The sequence below is a fragment of the Dyadobacter beijingensis DSM 21582 genome (genome assembly GCF_000382205.1).
In the GTDB taxonomy this organism is placed as follows: domain Bacteria; phylum Bacteroidota; class Bacteroidia; order Cytophagales; family Spirosomataceae; genus Dyadobacter; species Dyadobacter beijingensis.
This window is the reverse complement of the sequence record NZ_KB907790.1, coordinates 485,006-506,001: the sequence shown is the minus strand read 5'-3', so window position 1 is coordinate 506,001 and position 20,996 is coordinate 485,006. Positions and strand designations below refer to the sequence as shown.

The window sequence follows — 20,996 nt, the reverse complement described above, 5'->3', positions numbered from 1 at the left end:
AAAATGCTCGATTGACTTAATATATCGAAATGTTGATGAGCTGGCAAAAAAACACAAGGCTAATTACGAGTATCGAAAGACAATCAGAGAAGTGCCTTGTTGTTACATAGTCGAATATCAGCCTAAGGATTCGACAGCTCTCGGCGGAGGGATAAAAGCTATTGTATGTAAAGAAAATTGCAAAATCACAACCTATAAGCTATATCAGTAAGCGAAAGTCAATAGGAGCGACACAAACATTCGACTTGTTCTTTTAAATAATCTTAGAATTAAAATAATATTCACATGAAAACGTACCTAGCAGCTCTGCTCCTTGCAATTGTTTTTACGAGCACAATCGCTCAGATACCAATCGGCCAAGGAAAACAAAATATCAAAGTTTCAAAAAAAATAATACGTAGAGAACTTAGAAGATCGCTTATACAAGAAAATATATTGTCAAAATTTGAAATTTACTCTCTAATCAAGATACTTAAACCAATACCGATCCTGTCATATGAGGTTAGTGAGCAAGCACTCGAATATGACTCCACGAAAAAGATAGTAGACTATTTGAAGCCCAACGATATGTTTCCATTTCAATCTGTAATGTTTTTAAAAAAGAAAAAATTCCACGCAACGCTCGATTGCATCAACATCGCTTATTATACCGACTGTAAGCCGTGCAACTACAATGATTCACAAGAAGACAAAGACCATCATCACAATTATGAAGAAAAAAAAATCTTTAACGCCATTAAAAATAGAAAATACACGCTACTGTTCAAAGTTCAATATTTCAGAGATGCCGTTTGGCTCATAGAAAAAAAAGAAGTAAAAATATACAGCCCCCAGGATAAATTATTCTATGATCCAGATGAGTACATTAAAAAAAGATGCTCGGTTGAAACCATTAGGAATCTGGCACTTGGAAAGTTGAATTCATTCTGCGACTGAATATCACGAAATATTAGCAGAATCTGAATTCTACAAAGCTTATCACCATAAATTAAAAAATTCATAAATAACCGACAAAATTTCAGCCCGCTATCAGCTTCAATGATTGCGTCTCAATACCAACAAAAAACAAAATATTGATTAACTATAAGCCCCTCTGTTATGACTTGAAGCGAAGCAACGATTCAATGATCCGCGACAATGAAAGACCTTTCTAAAAAACTGGTCAAAATAACCCTGTTCGTTACAGGCATGTTAACTCATAAACTGCCTTGAAACTCCTAAACCGCGTTTTTAACATTGGTAGAATACATGAAATCCCCTAGAAAAGCTACGAGTCAGGAAGAAAGTCTCCTTGAATTCCTCATCAGTAAATCAATGCAAGTTATATCCAAAGAATGGCGTGACGGTTTACTGGTTTGCTCGATGGATGATGGTGGCATGGGCAGCCTACATCTATTTCCACACGGGAGGTAAGACTTGGTAGAACGATGGAAAAACAAATGAGCAAAATTCAATTTGTTGATCAAGACAGCGTCGAAGTCCTTACCTCCTTATATGTGGACACCAATGGACATCTACTGGAACTCGATATATGGAAGGCAGATTTTAGCAAGCTGATTGCGTTTCCCAAATCTTACTAAACATGAAGACTGTCGATTGGTTTAAACAGAACGTCGAACGACATCTAACCGAATATGAAATCGAATATAAGTCTTTCGTAAATGGAGACTTTGGAAACTTGGACCAAGTCGCATTCAACTCTACAACAAAAGGAGGAGAAATTGATTTTTGGAGCAGCGGTTACATCAACATCCATTTTGTAGACTATGTTCTCGGTGAAGAACTAATCAATGCATTCTTGTCGCCAAATCAAAATAAAGAAACAGAAAAAATTTTTAAAGAACTGCTAAATCTCATATAGTATTATATCTCTTTCAAGAGTCAAATATTATAAAGTACTGGATAAAAATCTTGGTTTAAAGTGTTAGAACCAAGTGCCAGGAAGAACCAACTGCATTTATTAATGCAAACAAGGTGGAGCGATATTGCCTCAAATATCAAACTTAACACAGATTCTGCGAATAAAATAATCATGGATATTATGAAAGACCAAACTTGGTTCAAAATTGAGATCGAACCAACACTCCACGATTATGATATAGAATACAGATTTTTCGAAAACGGAGATTTCGGAACGCTAAATCAAGTTGTAATTAATTCAACTAAAAAAGGAGGCGGCATCGACTTCTGGGAATTTGGATGGCTGGGCATCGACCTATATGACTATGAAAAAGAAGAACTATTATTAAATGTTTTATTAGAGCCGCATGAATACAATGAAAAAGAAAAAGCACTAAAGAAGTTTATTTACTTACTAAAAAATTAGAAAAATCAGCAGCTTAAATAAAATTGTTGTCAATGTCACTATTTTGTTGTTAACAATAATTTCAAAAGCCCGCTAACAAAAATAAATCCACTTATACAAAGAATTTTTATGTCATATTTCGAATGTATAACTTTCAATCATATTATAGAGACAGGCGGACAAAAAATTCAATACACTGCATTCAAACTTCCTAACGGTATTTTTAATATTGGTAGGATACATGGAATCCCCTAGAAAAGCTACGAGTCAGGAAGAAAGTCTCCTTGAACTCCTCATCAGTAAATCATCCGAAGTAATATCCAAAGACTGGCGTGACGGTTTACTGGTTTGCTCGATGGATGATGGTGGAATGGGTAGCCTACATCTATTTCCAAATGGCGAGGTAAGACTTGGCAGAACGATGGGAAAACAAATAAGCGAAATTCAATTTATTGATCAAGACAACGTTGAAGTCCTTGCCTCCTTATATGTGGACACCAATGGAAATCTACTGGAACTCGATATTTGGAAGACAGATTTTAGTAAGCTAATTGCATTTCCAAAATCTTACTAGTATCACCTTTTTCAAAAAAACGCAGGCGGATTAGACTTCCGTGACTCAGGGCAGCTTCAAACCGAACGATAAGACTTAAAATGAGAAGCTATTTTCAGACTCGCGGAGCCGTTAGTAGCCGGCTTAACTTCATTGCGTCAAATGAATAAAGTCGTCTTGTAAACAATTAAAACACGCAAGAAAACAAAATGGATTCCAAGCTAAAAATCCAAAAATAACATGAAACACATAGCAGAACTAGAAACAAAATGGCGGATCGAGAAAGTTGGCCACCCTCCGGTAGCTACAAAGGTCGATATAAAGATTTTCCAAGAAAAACACAATGTCATTTTACCTAGCGATCTAGTGGAGTATTTTCAATCATTGAACGGAACAGATGGCGATTGCACGGACGATCTATTTGAATTCTATTCAATCCATAAAATACAACCAGTTAACGATGCATATAAAGACTGGAAAGGAATTCCAAATTACCAAGATCTCCAAGATGTCAAAGATGTCGATGACCTATATGTATTCGCTAACACCAATTTCCATCTATTTGCTTACGCAATTAGGTTGAATTGCTTGCCATCAAAAAAAATTGAAGTATACGTTATATGCGGCGACAGGTACAAAAAAATCGCCGATTCATTTTCAGAATTCATTACGCTATATCTAAGCTCCTCACCCAAATTACAGCTATAAATTTACCGCAATCCATACAAAACGTTAAGTATAAAATTCGCGCTTATTCTAGATAAATTCTTGCACAAGGAAACATGAAATACCTTATAGTTGACGCTTCATTTAATGGTACAGGAATAAGAGATCAGTACAACGGAGGCTATCTACACGTAACACAACTACAATTAACAACCGATTTCATTGATAGTATCAAGTCTTGGCTAGCAAGATATGACATCAAACGCCGTCAAGGATTCAATGACAGTTCTGAAATTGATAGGATAGACGCAGAAGGCAAAGAAAATTGCAGAAAAATTAAAAGTGAGCTGGTCGATGCAGAGGCACCGGATGGAACTTGGCAAGTAGAAATCTATAATTCCTCTATCCGCCGAATCATATGAACGCGACACCAGCGGTTTCATAAATAATTCGCAAAATATTTAATAAAATGCATTTACAAATAAAAAGGATTTCAAAACCTAATTTCAGAAAACTAGATATTCCAAATTTGTTCGAAGATGGATCAGCAAGCCGAGCTTTCGGAGTTTTTTCATTTGGAATACACCGATATAAAATAGCTTGACAAAGTGACAAAATAGATCCAATTATCTTACTGACAAACGCCGATATTTGTATAGTTGGCGTAGATCAAATATTTATTATTTTTAATATTTTAACAGGAAAAATAAAACACAAGATCTCTTTATATTATTTTCTCTACGATATAAGAATTTACAATGAAGTGATTTATGTAATTACGGAACTCGAAATTATTTCAATTAATGCCGAAAATTTAAAAATTCTTAAAACATACGCACTTCCAAACTATTTTGAAAGTGTAGAATTAAAAAATGGTTATGCCGCGATCAAATGCATAGATGATCAAATAATTTACATCTAATAAACGGCTATAAAAATGAGAAAGATAAATTTTAATACCTTCTGTTATTGCCATGAACCATAAGCGATATGAAGCAAATAACGATCGATGCCTCAGCGGATGGAATTTGTTTTAGATGTTACCATTCTGGAAAAATCATAGGCCTTGAAAGCTTGCCTATTAGCGATTCGCTCATTCAGCATATCAGAACGTGGATGGATGAATATGAAAAAGTGAATTTTGATGGCCCTACCCGATATCAAACAATTGATAGACTTGAAAGAACAGGTGTAGATATTGCATTATCGATAGTACATGAAATTAATGATCTGAATGTAGTTTATCAATCCGATCTATTACTCATATGCTTGCTGAGTTGTTCTGAGCAAAAACTATTTGTGAAATGAGAAAAAAAACCTAGTGGTAAATGCAAATATTCCGATAGATCATTTACAAGCGCCTTTAATTTATTCGTTTTTCCTAATCACTACTATTTCTTCTATTTGATAATGCTTTTCACGGGTCAATACAATTTTCCTCCTTGTAATTTTATCATATTATTTTTCGCAATCATAGCCTAACAATATAACTGAAAGTCAGCGTATTAATTATTAAACATTATTTAATGTAGTTCCAATGAAAAACACACTTACACTCTTCACTCTACTCCTGATTTCCAGCGCCACGACGTGCTCTTCGCAAGGCGACCCGAAGGCATTCAGCCAGGAATACGAATCCTGCTGCGGCACCCAGCCCGTCGAATTCTCCTACGAAAAGAAGCGGATTTATGTACCCAATGTTTTTACGCCCAACAAAGACGGCGTGAATGACTACTTTTTCCCCACCGTAAATGATGTTGTTACGGACGTTTGGGGATTTGCCGTATACAGTATTGAGGGAGATACGATGCTTTATCAAAAGCCCTATTTTAATTCCCGAATGCCCGTGCAGGAATATGGCTGGGATGGGTTACGGCCCGACGGAACGCGGTATAAGGGAGCATTCCGATACAAAATGCGCGTGGACGATATGCTGGCGAACAAGCACATTGTCGAGGGCCGCGCGTGCGCTATCGTATGCGGGAGCGGATCGGAGGTATTTCAGACAAAAAGTGGATGCTTCTACCCCATTCAGGCGGGTAAAGAAGGCACATTGGATAGATCGATCGCCAACGGGGAGAAGGATTGTTTTTAAATCAATACAAAAGCACATCACACTATAAACCATATGAACACACAACTTATTAAAACTGTGTTGTTAGCCATCATGGTGGCCTTCCCGGGCGTCATTCATGCGCAGATCAAATTTACCTATGACAACGCCGGAAACCGAACCAAAAGGGAGCTTAATGGCAGCATTGTTCTGGTGGACACCAAAGTCCTGCTTCGTGGGGCTTACCGCACTGGACAGGCGAACATGGCCACCGACCTGCAAACCTATTTCAGCGCCAATTCGGGGCTTTTGCCTGCTACTGATCCCTATGGCGGGAATGTCGGCTACAACAATATCGGCAACCCGGCGGGAGTGGCCGGCCCCGTGGTAGATTGGATTAAGATCGAAATCCGCGATGCCGCAAATCCGGCGGTGAAACTTCAATCGAAAAGCCTTCTACTGAAACCTAACGGAAGTATCGTCGACATAGATGGCACGCTCCCGAAATTTGTTGGGCAAAGCGCACCGGTACGGCTGGCCATATTTCACAGAAACCATGTTGCCATCCTAAGCAACCCGATTGCCGCATTCAATGCCGGCACGACCATTTACGACTTCACCACAGCACTTAATAAGGCCAGCCAGCTCCCGGGCGATGCCGCCCAAATGGGTGTCATCAATGGAAAATGGTATATGTGGGCGGGCGATGTCAATAACGATCTGAGCGTCGATGCTACGGATATGACAATCGCTACGAATGACTTTATGAGCGGTCTCTTTGATCAATACCTTCCTACCGATGTTTCGATGGACGGCGGTGTGGATGCGACAGATGGAAGTATCATGAATGCGGCATTCATTAACGGCTACTATTCGACATTGACAAATTACGTCCCGTAGATTGCTTCCTGCCGCCGATTTCGTGCTATCGGGATATTTATGTCCAAACACGAAAAAGCGCTTAACAATTTCTTGCTAAGCGCTTCATTTTCAAGCTCCCGAAGCTGGGCTCGAACCAGCGACCCTCTGATTAACAGTCAGATGCTCTAACCGGCTGAGCTATTCGGGAATCATTATCCGGTTGTTGTACTCGAATTGTGGTGCAAATCTAGTAATTCAAGTTATACAGCGCAAGTGCCGCGACTAAAAAAATGTTACGCCTGCACTTTCGCGAGGATTAACTCCTTGACTTTCTTAGCATCCCCCTTTGTAAAATTATTGATAATAATTTCAGGACGCATCCGCGGGATGATCCGGATCGTCGAAAAAAACATGCCGCTGTCGATTTCGACCCCTGAGATGTCAGAATAGAACACGAAGTTGTCGTTGCTTCTGAAAAGCTTCCTGACTTTAAAGGTTACGCCCTTTTCGCCGAAAGTGACCTCGTCGGGGAAAAACGGGTTCATGAGCCCACTGGCGCTAAATCGTTCGTTCATATGGATAGGTTATTAAATAAATGCGTTACAAAGGTACGTATACCACTTTCTTAGTTTCAAAGAATTCTTCGGCGAAAAAGTCCGAAAGCGCGTAAATCTGCGGCTTTTCCCGGATCTCCGAAAGCTCTTCATCCAGGTCGCCCCCTTTGAGATATAAAATTCCGTTCCTGCGGTCGTGGAACGAGTTGCGGCTGATATTCTTTTTTACCCACCCCACAAACGGCGCCATGCGCGTCACCGCCCGGCTCACCACGAACTCGTAGCTTTCACTGAGCCTTTCCGCGCGTACCTGCTCGGCGCGCACGTTATCCAGTTTCAATGCATTCACCACCTCCTGCACCACGCGGATTTTCTTGCCGATGCTGTCAACGAGGTGAAACTGCGCTTCAGGGAACATAATGGCCAGCGGCACGCCGGGGAAACCGCCGCCTGTGCCCACATCGAGAATGGTCGTCCCGGGGCGGAATTCCTGCACTTTCGCGATGCCGAGCGAATGCAGCACGTGACGTTCATATAATGTATCAATGTCCTGCCGCGAAATCACGTTCACCCGCGCATTCCAATATTCGTACAACTCACCCATTTGCCCGAATTTGTCGCGCTGGTCGGCTGTCAGGTTGGGGAAGTATTGATCGATCAATTCCATGATTTACGGGGTTTTCTGCTCGTCATGGTCAAAAATCCGAAAACGAGGTAATAAACAAATAGCGCAAAATCCATCAGTAAAAAGCTGAACCACTCCACGGTCTTATCCAGCTTCACATTAATAATGATGAGCAGGAACCATTGGATGGCCCAGCGCACACCAAACACGATGCCGAGGTATTGCAGCAACAAATGGTCTTTCGTAATCAGCCCCCACGCCAGCGTGGCCAGCGCAAGCAGCCAGGTGGCTATGTGCGCGCCCGAGAGCATGCCGAGCAGTATTTTATTCCGGGGTTTGTAGTAGCGGCTCACAGAAATATGCCGGCGCTTCTGCCGGAACCAGTCTTTCCAGGTCGTTTTAGGAAGGGAATAAACAAATGAATCTTCCTCGATGGATATCGTGGTGTTCGAGCTCGTCGACACTTCGTTCAGAAAAATATCGTCGTCGCCGCCGAATACATGTTTATGTGTATAAAAGCCCTTATTGGCGAAGAATACCGAGCGCTTATATAATATGTTGCGGCCGACGCCCATGTAGGTCATGCCCGCGAGCGTGAACGACAGGTATTGAACGGCCGCATAGAATGTTTCACAGCGGATAAACCAGTTGAGCAAGCCCCGTTGTTTGAAATAAGGTGAAAAACCGAGGACGATATCCTTATCCTCCGTTACCCGGGAGGTCATGGCGGTGATCCAGTGGTTGGACGAAGGGCGGCAATCGGCGTCGGTCATGAGCGCGATCGGGTATTTCGCCTGCTTCATACCGACGGTCAATGCGTATTTCTTGGGCGTGACGTGGTCGAACTGGTCATTGATGCGGATATACCGTATATTTTTCCAGCCATTGATATTTTCGCGGATGTATTCCTCACTCCCGTCGTCCGACCGGTCGTCGAGCAGGATCACCTCATATTCGGGGTACTCCTGCGCGTCCAGGAGCGGAATGAGCTCCGTCAGGTTCTCCCTTTCGTTCCAGGCGCACACCAAGACGGTTACTCCGGGCATGGCATTGCCGTAGTTCGCGCCCTTTCCGTAAAATGCCAGCCTCGTAAAAAAGAAGAGATAATAGAATAACTGGACAACTACGAACGCTCCTAGCGCATAGAGTAAAGAATCGGCCACAACAGAAGAGAGATGTAAAATTTTACCATATTGGTGCAAATATACTGTCATTGACAGGAATGTTCGAGACGTTCCTTCTATTTTTGCACATCAGCAATTTAAAACCTTTTAATGAAGTTCACACTACAAGTTGAGGACCCCCATTCGAAAGCGAGAGCCGGGTTGATCGAGACGGATCATGGGGTAATCCAGACGCCCATCTTCATGCCTGTGGGTACCGCGGGTACGGTGAAAGCCGTTCACCAGCGCGAATTGAAGGAAGATGTCAAAGCACAGATCATTTTAGGTAATACCTATCATTTATATCTCCGCCCCGGTCTCGACATTCTCGAAAGGGCAGGCGGGCTGCACGGGTTCAATGGCTGGGACCGCCCTATCCTGACCGACAGCGGCGGTTATCAGGTTTATTCGCTAGCCGGGACCGGCCGGAAGATCAACGAAGAGGGTGTGGTATTTAAGTCACACATTGACGGTGGCGTACACACATTCACGCCGGAAAACGTAATGGACATCCAGCGGACGATCGGCGCGGACATTATCATGGCATTCGACGAATGCACACCCTACCCATGCGATTTCACCTACGCGCGCAAATCGATGGAGATGACCCACCGGTGGTTAACCCGTTGCTGCCGGAGATTCGACGAAACCGAACCACGCTATGGTCACAGCCAGACGTTGTTCCCTATCGTTCAGGGAAGTGTGTACAAAGACCTGCGCAAACAGTCGGCCGAATTCATCGCTTCCGCCAACCGCGAAGGCAATGCGATCGGCGGGCTTTCGGTGGGCGAGCCGGCGGAGATCATGTACGAGCTTACGGAGGTCGTATGCGACATTTTGCCCAGGGACAAGCCCCGCTACCTCATGGGCGTGGGCACGCCTGCGAACATACTGGAATGCATTTCGCTGGGTGTGGACATGTTCGATTGCGTAATGCCGACGCGCAATGCACGCAATGGCATGATTTTTACAACGGAAGGAATAATCAATATCCGCAATGAAAAGTGGAAAGATGATTTGTCACCGATAGACTCAGGCCTGGGAGGCCACGTTAGTACATTTTATAGTAAGGCGTACTTACGGCATCTGGTAAAATCGGGCGAAATGCTCGGCGCACAGATCGCCAGCATCCATAACCTGACGTTCTATTTGTGGCTGGTTAACAGCGCGAGAGAGAAAATTATCGACGGAACTTTCGCTTCCTGGAAGCGGGAAATGGAAAAAAAATTGAATCAACGGCTTTGAAAGTTCAAAAAAGGAGGTTTCTTTCGGGTAAAATTTAAATGAAATATCAGGAAACTTTTCCATTTGTATCAACTTGCGGTTGATTAAGTGATATTGTTAACCTATTTTTGTGCGCACTAGGCATTTGGTTAATGTTGCGATTAGCCGTGAAATAAATATATAACTTTACTCATAAAATTGGATATAGATCAATCCTAGTTAATCTTAATAACGCTAACTTGAATAGTATGAAAAAAGTATCCCAGTTGATTGGTTCGTTTGCCTTGGGAGCAATGATGGCGCTGCCTTCATTCGCACAACCGCTGGTGCAACCGAATTCTCCGGATTACAATCCAAAAGCGACGTACGATGGCCCCTACAAATTGAACACTTGGTCAATTTCCGCACACTTTGGCCCGACGCTGTTCTTTGGCGATTTGAGAGAATATGACTTCTGGCCTGTTACCAAAACCAATTCTGACAGCCACAAGGAATCCGGAACTTTTCAAGGAGGCCTCACACTGAACAAACAACTTTCATATCTTTTCGGCGCCCGTCTGGACGCGTCCCTGGGTAGCCTCAGAGGTATGAAACGTCGCAGCTATAACCGCTACTTTGAAGGAAATTATTTCGATGTTTCGCTTTCCGGAACGGTGAACTTGAAAGGACTTCTGATGGGTCCCAACAAAATGAAGCGCTGGAAAATCGATGCGTATGCAGGTATCGGTCAGGTGTTTTACGATGCGACTGCATACGACCTGACAGGCGGTGTTAAGCTTCGCGAAACAGGTAAAATGAACGATTGGATCGTTCCGACCGGTTTGAACATTAACTACGAAGTTACCCCAAGAATCGATATCGGTCTTGACTTCCGTTTGACCCACACCAACTCTGACTACCTCGACGCAACTTATGGCGGCGACTACGACAGAACACCTAACACAGTAGAGATCAAAGATCAGTACAAAACTTCCCGCAAAGGAAATTCTGAACTCGACAGCTACGGATACGGTGCAATCCAGGTAACTTACAAACTCGGCAAAAAAGCCCTGAAAGTTGCAAAAGTGGATGGCAAATGGGATTACAAACCGGAAGAAGGCGGTTACTACCACCTGCGTTACACAGACCCACGTGTACTGGTTAAACCACCGAAAATCCTTACACTCGAAGAAATGGACTCAGTTGCAAAAGCAAACCGTCCTAAAGATATCGACCCACGTTTGTTGCTTGATACCGACGGTGACGGTGTATCCGACTTCTTCGATAAAGAGCCTAACTCACCGGCTGGAAGCATTGTTGACGGTGCCGGTCGTGTACTCGACTTCGATTCTTACGTGAAAAATGCATTGGCAACAGGCGCAGCTTGCTCCGAGATCTTTGCTAACGTAACATTCGATACCGACAAAAACGTATTGAAACCTGAATTCCAGGAATTGCTGAAAAACGTAGCAGCATTGATGAACAAAAACGGATGCCGCCTGCAACTGGCTGGTCACACCGACCGTCGTGCATCAGACCGTTACAACGTCGCGCTTTCAAAACGCCGCGTAGATGCAGTGAAAAACTACCTGATCAACGAAGCTGGTCTGCAAGACCCAAGCAAAGTGATCGTAGACTACTTCGGATCATTCAAACCTATCGCAGACAGCGCAACCCGCACAGGATTGCAGAAAAACCGTCGCGTAGAATTGAAACTGCTTCCTTAATAGTTTCATAAACGACTAAAAGAGAAAGGCTCCCGTCGGGAGCCTTTCTCTTTTTAATATATTCACGCACCCATTAGGGAAAACAATTAGCCACATCATAACAACGCAACAGGGGAATTAATGAAACAATATGATTATCTGGTAGTAGGTGCAGGATTGTGGGGGTCGGTATTTGCTCATGAAGCAACCAAACGCGGCAAAAAATGCCTGGTTATCGATCGCCGCGACCATATCGGCGGTAACGTCTATTGCGAAAATGTGGAGGGCATTAATGTGCACAAGTACGGCGCCCACATCTTCCACACGAACGACAAGGATATCTGGGATTACGTCAACTCATTCGTGGAGTTCAACCGGTACACCAACTCGCCCGTCGCCAATTACTACGGCGAGCTGTACAACCTTCCATTTAACATGAACACTTTCTACCAGCTATGGAAAGTGCGCACGCCCGAAGAAGCAAAGGAAAAAATCCGTCAGCAGGTGGAAGAAGCAGGCATTAAAGACCCGCAAAACCTGGAAGAACAGGCGATTTCCCTCGTCGGAACCGACATTTACGAGAAGCTGATTAAGGCCTACACGGAAAAACAGTGGGGAAGAAAAGCTACCGAACTGCCCGCATTCATTATCAAACGGCTCCCTGTCAGGTTTACGTTCGACAATAACTATTTCAACGACCGACACCAGGGCATCCCGATCGGCGGTTATAACAAGCTCACCGAAGCCCTGCTCAAAGACGTGGACGTGCGTCTGGGCGTCGATTTCTTCAAAGACCGCGAAGCACTCGCGGCATTGGCGGAAACGATCGTGTATACCGGCCCTATCGACGAGTATTTCGATTTCCGCTTCGGCCAGCTCGAATACCGCAGCCTGCGCTTCGAAAACCAGTTGCTCGACACAGAAAATTACCAGGGTAATGCCGTGGTCAACTACACCGACGGCGAAACGCAGTATACCCGCATTATCGAACACAAGCATTTCGAGTTCGGGACACAGCCTAAAACGGTGATCACGCACGAGTACCCGCAGGAATGGGTGAAAGGCGCCGAGCCCTACTACCCGGTCAACGACGATAAAAACACGGCGGTGTTCAACCAGTACAAAGCACTTGCTGCCGAAGAGCAGCACGTAATCTTTGGCGGACGCCTGGCCGAATACCGCTATTACGATATGCACCAGGTGGTAGCATCGGCATTGAAAAAAGTGAAGGTGCACTTCGACTCCTGAAATTTTTTTTCAAGCCAAAATCCCCGTTTCCATGCATTGGAGCGGGGATTTTTGTTTTTGAGGAAAAAATTTGAAAAAAGTTTAGCAGCAGTTTCGTTACCAAAATTACAAGTCTACGTCTAAACGGTAAAAGCATAAACCGTTTCAGATGCCGGCGAACAACCTTCCATTATCCGCATTCGCGCCGCCGCAGGACTGGTCGGCGCACCCGCTTTGGAAAGCGGTCCGTTTTCGCTGGTACTGGTTTGTCCTGTCCCCGCTGGCTTTCGCATTGCTCGCGCAGCTCTTCCTGCGCTACAAAACCCCGCGTTACAGCATTAATGCCTCCCTCCTCATCCGCGATGATTCGCGCGGAGGCAATTTCCGGGAGACGGCCCTGCTCGAAGAGCTCGGTCTGCCTGATGTGTCGAGCAGTGTCGAAAACGAAATTGAAATACTAAAAAGCAGAACGCTCATCGCGCAGGTTATCGCTGACCTCAACCTGACTACGCAATACTTCGCCTCCGGCCGGTTGAAAACCGCCGAGTTGTATGAAAAAGCGCCATTTAAAGTCAAATTTTTGAACCGCGCCCTAACCCGGCCGGCAACCTGCCATATTACCTGGCGGGGAAAGAATGCATTCACCGTCCACACAGCGAACGGGAAAATTAACGGGACATTCGGCAAGCGCGTTGCATTGCCCCAAGGCCTTGCGGTCATCGATACGACGCGTTTCAAACCCGCCCCGGACGATCAATATGCATTCTCCGTTGCAGGAAGTGATGTTTTACTCGAACAATATGCAACAATATTGAGCGTCCAGGCACCGAACAAAACGGCCAGCCTCGTGAATATCTCCGTGCAGGATGTGCTTCCGCGCCGCGGCGAGGCATTTTTAAAACAACTCATTCACAGATATCAGCAAGCCAATATCGACGACCAGAACAAAGTTGCAGATAATACCATTGCATTTATCAACCACAATCTCGGAAAGGTATCCGCAGAACTGCTCGCCGTAGAAGCAGGAATCGAGCGGTTCCGCAGGCAGCATAAGGTCATCAACATGGCGGAGAGCGGCCGGCTCGCCATTCAGAAAATGTTGGACAACGGGGCCAAAGAGAAAGAGCTGGCCATTCATTTAAAGGTCATCGGGATGCTGGAAGCGCATTTGCGCGAAAACGCGTCGGCGGCTATCCCGACATCGTTGTATCCGCAGGACCGCCATTTCTCCGATCTCGTGGCACATTACAATGACATGCAACTCCGCAAAGCCAGGGCATCGGCTTCCCTGGCGATTGGCCATCCGGAAATAGAATCCATTGATAATCAGATTACAATTGTCAGAAACAATCTCTTCAATGCGATTGCCTACCAAAAACGGGAACTGGCATTCAGTCTCGCGCAGGCGCATGCATATGCGAGGGAATTCGATCTCAAAACGGCGGCAATCCCTGGCGACGAACGGCAGTTCTTATCGCAGTCGCGGGAGCAGGGTATTCAACAGGATCTCTACCTGTTTTTGCTAAAAAAACGGATGGAAACGGCGATTTCACGCTCGGCAAATGTGGCGAACGCACGCGTGATCGATGCGCCCAAAGCCAGCGCTCTGCCTGGATTCCCTAACCGCCAGCTCACATTCCTGATCGCACTGTTTTCCGGTATTCTCGCACCGCTCGCTACACTGTACGTCCGGCAGATTTTTAATAACCGGATTACATCCAGGGAAGACATTTTACTGGAATGCGACATTCCTATTATCGGCGAAATCAGCGAAGAAACAGGTTCGGCGCGGCTGATGAAGCGGGACAACCGGAGCCTCGTCCGTGAACAATGCCGGACGCTGCGGACTAATATCCAGTTCATTACCGGAATGCATACCAACCAGGTCATACTGCTTACTTCGGCAATGGCGAATGAGGGAAAATCGTTCGTAGCGACGCATCTGGCGCAATCCCTGGCGCTCACCGGCAAAAAAATACTGCTTATCGATTTCGATCTCCGCAAACCTACCCTGGCCCATGCATTGAACCAGCCTCCCGAAGGTGTCACCGAAGCGATCGTATTCGGTACCGAGCCGCGGATTCACCCACTCGGCAACCCACATCGATACGACTTCCTAGCAGCGGGGCAACTGCATCCCGGCGCGGGCGAGCTCCTGCTTTCTCCCAAAGTCGGCGAACTGGTTTCTACACTCAAAACCCGCTACGACTATGTGCTGCTCGACAGCCCGCCCGCTGGCCTCGTGGCCGACGCACGCCTGCTCGGACGCCTTGCGGACATGACGCTATGCATTGTAAGACAGCATTTTACATTCAAACACCAGCTGGAAAATATCCGGCGATGGCGCGAGGAATCACAGCTCCCCGATATCTATATCGTCCTGAACGGGACCCGCGAGTTGCACAATTACCAATACAATTACTATTGAATTTTTACTTAAACCAACACACGGATGAAACAGCACACTTACTTGATTGGCGAAATCGGGCAGGCGCACGAGGGCAGCATTGCGCTCGCGCACGCGTACATCGATATGCTTGCGGGCATAGGCGCGAATGCAGCCAAATTTCAGGTGCACATTGCCGAGGCGGAGAGCAGCATGTACGAGGATTTCCGCGTCAAAATGCCCTATCAGACTGGTAACCGGTTCGATTACTGGAAACGCATGGAGTTTTCCCGCGAAGAATGGGCCGGACTTAAAAAGCATTGCGAACGTGTCGGGCTGGATTTCCTGGCAAGCCCTTTCTCTCTGGCAGCGGTGGATTTGCTGGATGAAATCGATGTTTGCGCATTCAAAATCGGGTCGGGGGAAGTGGACAATGCGCCGATGCTCGATAAAATCGCGGCGATCGGCAAGCCGGTGATCCTTTCCTCGGGAATGAGTTCGTGGAAGGAGCTCGACCACGCCATCGCGACCCTGCACGCACGGGGAATCACCGTTTCGCTCCTGCAATGCACGACCGCCTACCCCGCCCGCCCGCAGCAATGGGGCCTGAATGTCCTGCACGAAATGTGCCGGCGGTACCCGGTACCCGTCGGCTTCTCCGATCATTCGGGTGACATCTTCGCGTCTCTAGCAGCCGTCACACTCGGCGCACGCATTCTGGAATTCCATATCACTTTCGACAAGCGGATGAACAACCCCGACGCTTCGTCGTCGCTCAATATCCGGCAGGCCACTATCCTCGTTTCGGGTGTCCGCCGCATTGAAACAGCATTGAGCTGCCCAGTCGACAAAGACGCGAACGCTACTTTTTCGCGGCTCAAAAGCATGTTCGGCAAATCGCTGGCCGTGAACCGCGACCTCCGTAAAGGCGAACGAATCCAGTACAGCGACCTGGAAACGAAGAAACCGGCCGGGTTCGGGCTGCCGCCGGCGCGCTACCAGGAGGTGTTGGGCAAAACGTTGACGCGGGATATCGCACAATGGGAATTTCTCACCGAAAACCACGTCAGCCATGCGTAAAATCTGCGTTGTTATCACCGCCAGGGCCAGTTATAGCCGGATCAAAACCGCATTGCTCGCCATTCACGCTCATCCGCGACTGCTGCTGCAAATAGTAGTGACCGGCAGCGCGCTGATCGATAAATTTGGGAACATCCTGCCGGATCTGACAGCCGATAATCTGCCTGTTTCGGCTGTCATCCCGAACCTGCTCGATGCGGACAATCCTACCGCTTCGGCGAAAACGACGGCACTCTCGGTGATCGAGCTGGCTACGTTCTTCGTCAACCATCAGCCCGATGTGGTGGTGACCGTTGCCGATCGTTTCGAAACGATCGCGACGGCCATTGCGGCCGTGAACATGAATATTCCGCTCGCGCACATTCAGGGAGGCGAGGTGACGGGCAATATCGACGATCGGATCAGGAACAGCATTTCCCAGCTTGCCGACCTGCATTTTGTGGCGACCGCGGGTGCACGCAACCGGCTCGTCCGCATGGGCCTTTCACCCATAAAAATTTACTGTACCGGCTGTCCGTCCATTGATCTGCTATACGAGCGTAACATCGCCGGCTTCGATCCATACGAAGTTTACGGCGGGGTCGGGAGGCGGCCGGATCTGCATATGCCGTACCTGGTCGTACTGCAACATCCGGTAACGACTGAGATAAGCCATTCCAAATGGCAGGTTGAGAACACTTTGCACGCCCTGGCGGCACTCGGTATGCCCGTCCTCTGGTTCTGGCCCAATGCCGACCCCGGCACGACGGGGACAGCGCATGGTATCAGGGCATTTCGCGAGCAAAATGCCGGGTTACCGTTCCATTTTTTCAAACATATGGAATCGCGGCATTTCATTCAGTTGCTTAAAAACTGTGCGTGTTTCGTGGGCAATTCCAGTGTCGGGATTCGTGAATGCAGCGCGTTGGGCATCCCGGCGGTGAATATCGGAAGCCGCCAGCGGGGCCGGGAGCGGGGCCCTAATGTGCTGGACTGCATTCCCGACACGGCGGCAATCATAGGAGCGGCCCGGCAACAACTCGCCCACGGGCCCTACCCGCCCACAGCGCTTTACGGCCACGGCGACGCCGGCAAGCAGATCGCCGACCAGCTGGCCGCCATTCCATTCATTCTCAAAAAACACATACTACCCGCATAATGAGCCATTTTCCCAAAATCCTTGCCCTCATTCCCGCCCGAGCAGGTTCCAAAGGCGCCCCCGGCAAAAACATGAAGTGGTTGGGCGGCATACCGCTGGGCGGCACTCCGCTGGGCGGCACCCCGCTGGGCGGCATACCGCTCATTCAATACACGATAGAGGCCGCATTACATTCCAAAATGTTTGACAAGGTCCTCGTTTCAACAGACAGCCCTGAAACAGCAATTTTCGCAAGCCATTTTGAAGGCATATCCGTGCCGTTCCTGCGCCCGCCGCACCTGGCGACGGACGACACGTGCATGGCGGACGTAGCCCGGCACGCGCTCACATACGCGGAGTGCGCGTGGGGAAGATTCGAATGGGTTGTACTCCTGCAACCGACCTGCCCGTTCCGCGCGCCCGGTTTGATCGATAATGCTATCCGGCATTTACTTTCCACGAATGCGGACAGCCTGGTTACCGTTCGAAAAATCCCCGATGCCTTTAATCCGCATTGGGCATATCATCTCGCCGACGATCAGTTGGTAAAGACCATTTCAAGTGCGGAACACGCCCCGATTCCCTGCCGACAGCAACTCCCCTGCGCGTACCACCGCGACGGGGCCATTTACATCACGCGCGCGTCCCTGATTCGCAACGGGCAGATCATGGGTGGAAAAATCATCCCGTGGTTCAATGAAACCGATCATTGGGTCAATATCGATACAATGGCAGACTGGGCAAGAGCCGAAAACCTTCTTCAAACATGGAAAAAACACACACCCAACACATCCTCATCCTCATTACCAATCCTTTCGCCATGCTGAATGTCGTTCACTCCGGGCTAATGCGGGAACTGGGCAGGACCTATCGTGTTTCAGTCATGTCTAATTTGCTGAGCGAAGCGGACGTGGCACATTTGAACGCTCATTTTCAACTGCATATGCGGCTGCTGAAATGCCCCATTCCGCGCATTTCAAGGTACCTAAAATGGCTGCGGGCGTTTCAGGCGGCGTTGTTCGCACATTTCTTCCGATTGGAAACCTTCCGGATCAAACTCGCGGAACGCCATCGGATATTGGCATGGCTTTTCAGAATGACGGGCAACAGCCCGGCACTCCGCGCATGCAGCGGCTGGCTACTCATTTGGCTCAGGCATCGGCTGATTAACCGGACCAGCAGGTCCCGCGCCCGTTTGCCGGGCGCACATTGTTTTGCGGCCGTAATTTCCACATCCCCGCTCGATTTGCGGGAGAACCGCATTGTCAATGCACTCAAAACCCGCGGGACGCGCTGCATTGCGATGATTATCAGCTGGGATAACCTGACTTCGAAGGGGATTATCAATGCTGCGCCCGATCTGGTGCTGGTCTGGAACAAGCTGATGGCCGACGAATACGAACAGCTCTATTCGCTGTTCGGAAATGTGGGGGCGCTACGCATGACCGGCGTTCCGCGGTTCGGCATTTATGCCAAGCCACCCGATCCGCTGAAAGTGGCTGTCTTTCGCGGAAAACTGGGAATCGTGCCGCGGGCCTGCGTCATTCTTTTCTCGACCGGCGCTGTCAAGCATCATGTTTGTCAGGACTACGTTATTGAAGATCTGCTGGAATATGCGCGTACCAGGCCGGAGGTAGTGATCATGGTCAGGTGCCATCCGGGCGATGAACCCGGCAAATACGAGCGGTTCAGCGGATATAAAAACCTCCGCTTTTTGCCGTCGTTCAGGCAATGCAAGGAAGACATTCCTCCAAGCGATTTTCTGGAAACACTTCAAATACAGCTCGCGGCAAGCCAGGTTTGCATTCAGATAGCATCCACCATGCTGCTGGACGCCGCTGCCTGCGACAAGCCCGTCATCAGCATTGCCTATGACGCACATCCGCAGGTGCCTTACCGTGCTTCCGTGCGGCGATTTTATGATTATGCGCACTATCAGCCGCTTCGCCTATTGTTGAAGGAGAATATAGTCCATGACCGTACCGCATTGTTTGCAAAACTGGATGCGCTCGCGGAAAACGGTTGGCAGGCCCCGAAGTGGCAATCGGTGCTCAAAACCGTCATGAACCTCTCCACGCCGGAGCCCGCACGCACAACGGCACAATGCATTCAGGAATGGCTAGACGCTTAACCGATACCGGCGTCAAAGCATTATGCTCCATGGCGGTCGCCGGAATGCTAACTGCACTGTTCGACCCCCTGCTGATTTTTGGCGAAAACAGGCTCCAAACGATCGTCGTGCTAAGCTTCTACTTGTATTGCATCATCGTGCTAGTGGCCCCTGCGGGTCACCGGTTGTTTCATTTGATCAGCATTCCCGTGTTCTCGCAATTCCTGCATTTGTACCAGAAATACGATTTCCCCGCCGGTGCCAATTCCCTCTGGCGGCTGCTGCCGTTCGTCCTCGTCGATATGCATCTGCTGATACTGCTTGCGCAATTTCGCATCCGATTATCCATCGCGGAACAATGTGTGTTCGTATCATGGATTGTACTGCATGTGCTGTTTATCGGCATTTCGCCCAATCTGGCGGCGACGATCGGTGGTGCATTCCTGCTATTTCTAATCACATTACCCGCGTATTTTGCAGCATTGAGCATTCTTTCTCATGCGCCAGCATTCAGAGCGGAACTTGAAAAATGCCTTTTCATCCTATTCGTCATCCTCGCGCTCGGTACTTTCGGACTGGTGTTCGCGGGAATGCGGTACAAGGATGCCGACAACCTGCTGGTTACGCGCAACATTTCCGATACGAACGTCACCATGGCCTATTTCATCCTGCTGTGGCCGTTTGTATTGCTTTACCTGAAACGAAGGGGCAATCCTTTGTTGCTGACAATCCTGATGGTAATGCTGTTTGCGGCGGTCGTCATCCTCTCGTTTTCCCGCGGGGCGGTCTTTATTGTGGCCCCTTACCTGGCTGCTTCGTTATTCATCGGGAATGGGAAGGTTCGGCTAATTTGGCTGGCTATGCTGGGCGGAATGCTGTGCTTCTTTCTCGATGAGCTGGTCAGTCTGGCAAATGTCGATGTCGCCTATCCCTGGCAATTGCGATTTGGCGAGTTGCATTCTGTCGGGCCGGCGTGGGAGAAATGGCAGGAGGCGAGCGGCCGACTGGACATTCACCGGGTGGCGTGGCAACTGTTCCTGAAAAGTCCGCTTTACGGGCACGGGATCGCGAGTTTTGAAGTATTGGGACCAGGCTACCGGGAGGCCCATTCGCTATTGTTTACATCGCTCGCCGAGCAGGGACTAGCCGGCACGTGTTACCTGTACGGGCTTTTTGTGGCATTGGGATACGGCATGTTCCAAAAGGCAAGGTTTGATAGCGGGAGTTGGCTGCTGCTGCTTTCGCTGGCGGCATACCTGGTATTTGTGCATTCGGTCGGTTCAGTTTTCGTCATTATTCCTGCCAAAAGCCTGACTATTAATTGTATCGCACCGATACTGCTTATATGTATGTACCACTATTCTCAATCGGTTAATTCGGATTAGCA

At 47.7% G+C, this 20,996-nt stretch carries 23 protein-coding genes and 1 tRNA gene; 20 read left to right on the top strand and 4 right to left on the bottom strand.

All coding sequences use genetic code 11. The features are described from left to right. Positions 1-285: 285 nt before the first annotated feature. The 11 genes from H144_RS0125865 (at position 286) to H144_RS0125815 (ending at position 6,477) form a co-directional block, all read left to right on the top strand. Complete coding sequence (locus H144_RS0125865; RefSeq protein ID WP_019945017.1) at positions 286-936, top strand: hypothetical protein; 651 nt, start codon at positions 286-288, stop codon at positions 934-936. A gap of 312 nt (positions 937-1,248) precedes the next feature. Further along, on the top strand, positions 1,249-1,413 hold the full coding sequence (locus tag H144_RS35170) for a DUF6984 family protein (protein WP_374754598.1): 165 nt from the start codon (positions 1,249-1,251) through the stop codon (positions 1,411-1,413). 14 nt (positions 1,414-1,427) lie between these two features. Beyond that, a complete protein-coding gene (locus H144_RS35165) occupies positions 1,428-1,580 on the top strand; it encodes a DUF6984 family protein (protein WP_019945016.1) in 153 nt (50 codons plus the stop codon). 2 nt (positions 1,581-1,582) lie between these two features. Then, positions 1,583-1,861, top strand: a complete 279-nt coding sequence (locus H144_RS32465) for a hypothetical protein (protein WP_019945015.1) — start codon at positions 1,583-1,585, stop codon at positions 1,859-1,861. Positions 1,862-1,921: 60 nt separating this feature from the next. After that, a complete protein-coding gene (locus tag H144_RS0125850; RefSeq protein WP_157505139.1) occupies positions 1,922-2,326 on the top strand; it encodes a hypothetical protein in 405 nt (134 codons plus the stop codon). A 220-nt stretch (positions 2,327-2,546) separates the two neighbouring features. Beyond that, positions 2,547-2,879 (top strand): DUF6984 family protein, encoded by a 333-nt coding sequence (locus tag H144_RS0125845; RefSeq protein WP_019945013.1) that lies wholly within the window; start codon positions 2,547-2,549, stop codon positions 2,877-2,879. A 219-nt stretch (positions 2,880-3,098) separates the two neighbouring features. Further along, positions 3,099-3,566, top strand: coding sequence for an SMI1/KNR4 family protein (locus tag H144_RS0125840; protein WP_019945012.1), 468 nt, complete (start codon positions 3,099-3,101; stop codon positions 3,564-3,566). Positions 3,567-3,640: 74 nt separating this feature from the next. Beyond that, positions 3,641-3,946, top strand: coding sequence for a hypothetical protein (locus tag H144_RS0125835; protein WP_019945011.1), 306 nt, complete (start codon positions 3,641-3,643; stop codon positions 3,944-3,946). A 568-nt stretch (positions 3,947-4,514) separates the two neighbouring features. Beyond that, positions 4,515-4,832 (top strand): hypothetical protein, encoded by a 318-nt coding sequence (locus H144_RS0125825; RefSeq protein WP_019945009.1) that lies wholly within the window; start codon positions 4,515-4,517, stop codon positions 4,830-4,832. A gap of 229 nt (positions 4,833-5,061) precedes the next feature. Further along, positions 5,062-5,619: a T9SS type B sorting domain-containing protein gene (locus H144_RS0125820; protein ID WP_019945008.1), complete on the top strand. Its 558-nt coding sequence runs from the start codon at positions 5,062-5,064 to the stop codon at positions 5,617-5,619. 33 nt (positions 5,620-5,652) lie between these two features. Then, positions 5,653-6,477, top strand: coding sequence for a hypothetical protein (locus H144_RS0125815; protein ID WP_019945007.1), 825 nt, complete (start codon positions 5,653-5,655; stop codon positions 6,475-6,477). Between the two features lie 95 nt (positions 6,478-6,572). Here H144_RS0125815 and H144_RS0125810 read toward each other — a convergent pair. The 4 genes from H144_RS0125810 to H144_RS0125795 form a co-directional block, all read right to left on the bottom strand. Beyond that, a tRNA-Asn gene (locus tag H144_RS0125810) sits at positions 6,573-6,646 on the bottom strand. Positions 6,647-6,731: 85 nt separating this feature from the next. Continuing rightward, the gene (locus H144_RS0125805) at positions 6,732-7,013 is read right to left on the bottom strand and encodes a hypothetical protein (protein WP_026351001.1); all 282 of its coding nucleotides are present in this window, start codon (positions 7,011-7,013) and stop codon (positions 6,732-6,734) included. Positions 7,014-7,038: 25 nt separating this feature from the next. After that, positions 7,039-7,659: a 16S rRNA (guanine(527)-N(7))-methyltransferase RsmG gene (gene rsmG, locus H144_RS0125800; protein WP_019945005.1), complete on the bottom strand. Its 621-nt coding sequence runs from the start codon at positions 7,657-7,659 to the stop codon at positions 7,039-7,041. Beyond that, complete coding sequence (locus H144_RS0125795) at positions 7,650-8,780, bottom strand: glycosyltransferase (RefSeq protein ID WP_019945004.1); 1,131 nt, start codon at positions 8,778-8,780, stop codon at positions 7,650-7,652. The genes rsmG and H144_RS0125795 overlap by 10 nt, the downstream gene beginning before the upstream one ends. A gap of 111 nt (positions 8,781-8,891) precedes the next feature. On the opposite strand from H144_RS0125795, the gene tgt reads away from it, so the two are divergent. From tgt to H144_RS0125750, 9 genes are all read left to right on the top strand, one after another. Next, positions 8,892-10,025 carry a tRNA guanosine(34) transglycosylase Tgt gene (gene tgt, locus H144_RS0125790; RefSeq protein WP_019945003.1) on the top strand — a complete coding sequence of 378 codons (1,134 nt, stop codon included), beginning with the start codon at positions 8,892-8,894 and terminating at the stop codon, positions 10,023-10,025. 227 nt (positions 10,026-10,252) lie between these two features. Beyond that, complete coding sequence (locus tag H144_RS0125785; protein WP_019945002.1) at positions 10,253-11,710, top strand: OmpA family protein; 1,458 nt, start codon at positions 10,253-10,255, stop codon at positions 11,708-11,710. 120 nt (positions 11,711-11,830) lie between these two features. Then, positions 11,831-12,937, top strand: a complete 1,107-nt coding sequence (gene glf / locus H144_RS0125780; RefSeq protein WP_019945001.1) for a UDP-galactopyranose mutase — start codon at positions 11,831-11,833, stop codon at positions 12,935-12,937. A gap of 148 nt (positions 12,938-13,085) precedes the next feature. After that, positions 13,086-15,344: a GumC family protein gene (locus tag H144_RS0125775; protein WP_019945000.1), complete on the top strand. Its 2,259-nt coding sequence runs from the start codon at positions 13,086-13,088 to the stop codon at positions 15,342-15,344. 24 nt (positions 15,345-15,368) lie between these two features. After that, positions 15,369-16,382, top strand: coding sequence for an N-acetylneuraminate synthase family protein (locus tag H144_RS0125770; RefSeq protein ID WP_019944999.1), 1,014 nt, complete (start codon positions 15,369-15,371; stop codon positions 16,380-16,382). After that, the gene (gene neuC / locus H144_RS0125765) at positions 16,375-17,520 is read left to right on the top strand and encodes a UDP-N-acetylglucosamine 2-epimerase (RefSeq protein WP_019944998.1); all 1,146 of its coding nucleotides are present in this window, start codon (positions 16,375-16,377) and stop codon (positions 17,518-17,520) included. Before H144_RS0125770 ends, neuC begins: the two co-directional genes overlap by 8 nt. Then, positions 17,520-18,326 carry an acylneuraminate cytidylyltransferase family protein gene (locus tag H144_RS0125760; RefSeq protein WP_019944997.1) on the top strand — a complete coding sequence of 269 codons (807 nt, stop codon included), beginning with the start codon at positions 17,520-17,522 and terminating at the stop codon, positions 18,324-18,326. The genes neuC and H144_RS0125760 overlap by 1 nt, the downstream gene beginning before the upstream one ends. After that, positions 18,266-19,630 (top strand): CDP-glycerol glycerophosphotransferase family protein, encoded by a 1,365-nt coding sequence (locus H144_RS0125755; RefSeq protein ID WP_157505137.1) that lies wholly within the window; start codon positions 18,266-18,268, stop codon positions 19,628-19,630. The genes H144_RS0125760 and H144_RS0125755 overlap by 61 nt, the downstream gene beginning before the upstream one ends. After that, the gene (locus H144_RS0125750; RefSeq protein ID WP_033403254.1) at positions 19,615-20,994 is read left to right on the top strand and encodes an O-antigen ligase family protein; all 1,380 of its coding nucleotides are present in this window, start codon (positions 19,615-19,617) and stop codon (positions 20,992-20,994) included. Before H144_RS0125755 ends, H144_RS0125750 begins: the two co-directional genes overlap by 16 nt. Positions 20,995-20,996: the final 2 nt, after the last annotated feature.

Coding starts and splice junctions, on each gene's coding strand:
- H144_RS0125835 (WP_019945011.1), top strand. CDS start 3,641: ATGAAATACCTTATAGTTGACGCTTCATTTAATGGTACAGGAATAAGA.
- H144_RS0125825 (WP_019945009.1), top strand. CDS start 4,515: ATGAAGCAAATAACGATCGATGCCTCAGCGGATGGAATTTGTTTTAGA.
- H144_RS32465 (WP_019945015.1), top strand. CDS start 1,583: ATGAAGACTGTCGATTGGTTTAAACAGAACGTCGAACGACATCTAACC.
- H144_RS0125785 (WP_019945002.1), top strand. CDS start 10,253: ATGAAAAAAGTATCCCAGTTGATTGGTTCGTTTGCCTTGGGAGCAATG.
- H144_RS35165 (WP_019945016.1), top strand. CDS start 1,428: ATGGAAAAACAAATGAGCAAAATTCAATTTGTTGATCAAGACAGCGTC.
- H144_RS0125820 (WP_019945008.1), top strand. CDS start 5,062: ATGAAAAACACACTTACACTCTTCACTCTACTCCTGATTTCCAGCGCC.
- H144_RS0125805 (WP_026351001.1), bottom strand. CDS start 7,013: ATGAACGAACGATTTAGCGCCAGTGGGCTCATGAACCCGTTTTTCCCC.
- H144_RS0125845 (WP_019945013.1), top strand. CDS start 2,547: ATGGAATCCCCTAGAAAAGCTACGAGTCAGGAAGAAAGTCTCCTTGAA.
- tgt (WP_019945003.1), top strand. CDS start 8,892: ATGAAGTTCACACTACAAGTTGAGGACCCCCATTCGAAAGCGAGAGCC.
- H144_RS35170 (WP_374754598.1), top strand. CDS start 1,249: ATGAAATCCCCTAGAAAAGCTACGAGTCAGGAAGAAAGTCTCCTTGAA.
- glf (WP_019945001.1), top strand. CDS start 11,831: ATGAAACAATATGATTATCTGGTAGTAGGTGCAGGATTGTGGGGGTCG.
- neuC (WP_019944998.1), top strand. CDS start 16,375: ATGCGTAAAATCTGCGTTGTTATCACCGCCAGGGCCAGTTATAGCCGG.
- H144_RS0125755 (WP_157505137.1), top strand. CDS start 18,266: ATGGAAAAAACACACACCCAACACATCCTCATCCTCATTACCAATCCT.
- H144_RS0125840 (WP_019945012.1), top strand. CDS start 3,099: ATGAAACACATAGCAGAACTAGAAACAAAATGGCGGATCGAGAAAGTT.
- H144_RS0125775 (WP_019945000.1), top strand. CDS start 13,086: ATGCCGGCGAACAACCTTCCATTATCCGCATTCGCGCCGCCGCAGGAC.
- H144_RS0125750 (WP_033403254.1), top strand. CDS start 19,615: ATGGCTAGACGCTTAACCGATACCGGCGTCAAAGCATTATGCTCCATG.
- H144_RS0125865 (WP_019945017.1), top strand. CDS start 286: ATGAAAACGTACCTAGCAGCTCTGCTCCTTGCAATTGTTTTTACGAGC.
- H144_RS0125815 (WP_019945007.1), top strand. CDS start 5,653: ATGAACACACAACTTATTAAAACTGTGTTGTTAGCCATCATGGTGGCC.
- rsmG (WP_019945005.1), bottom strand. CDS start 7,659: ATGGAATTGATCGATCAATACTTCCCCAACCTGACAGCCGACCAGCGC.
- H144_RS0125760 (WP_019944997.1), top strand. CDS start 17,520: ATGAGCCATTTTCCCAAAATCCTTGCCCTCATTCCCGCCCGAGCAGGT.
- H144_RS0125770 (WP_019944999.1), top strand. CDS start 15,369: ATGAAACAGCACACTTACTTGATTGGCGAAATCGGGCAGGCGCACGAG.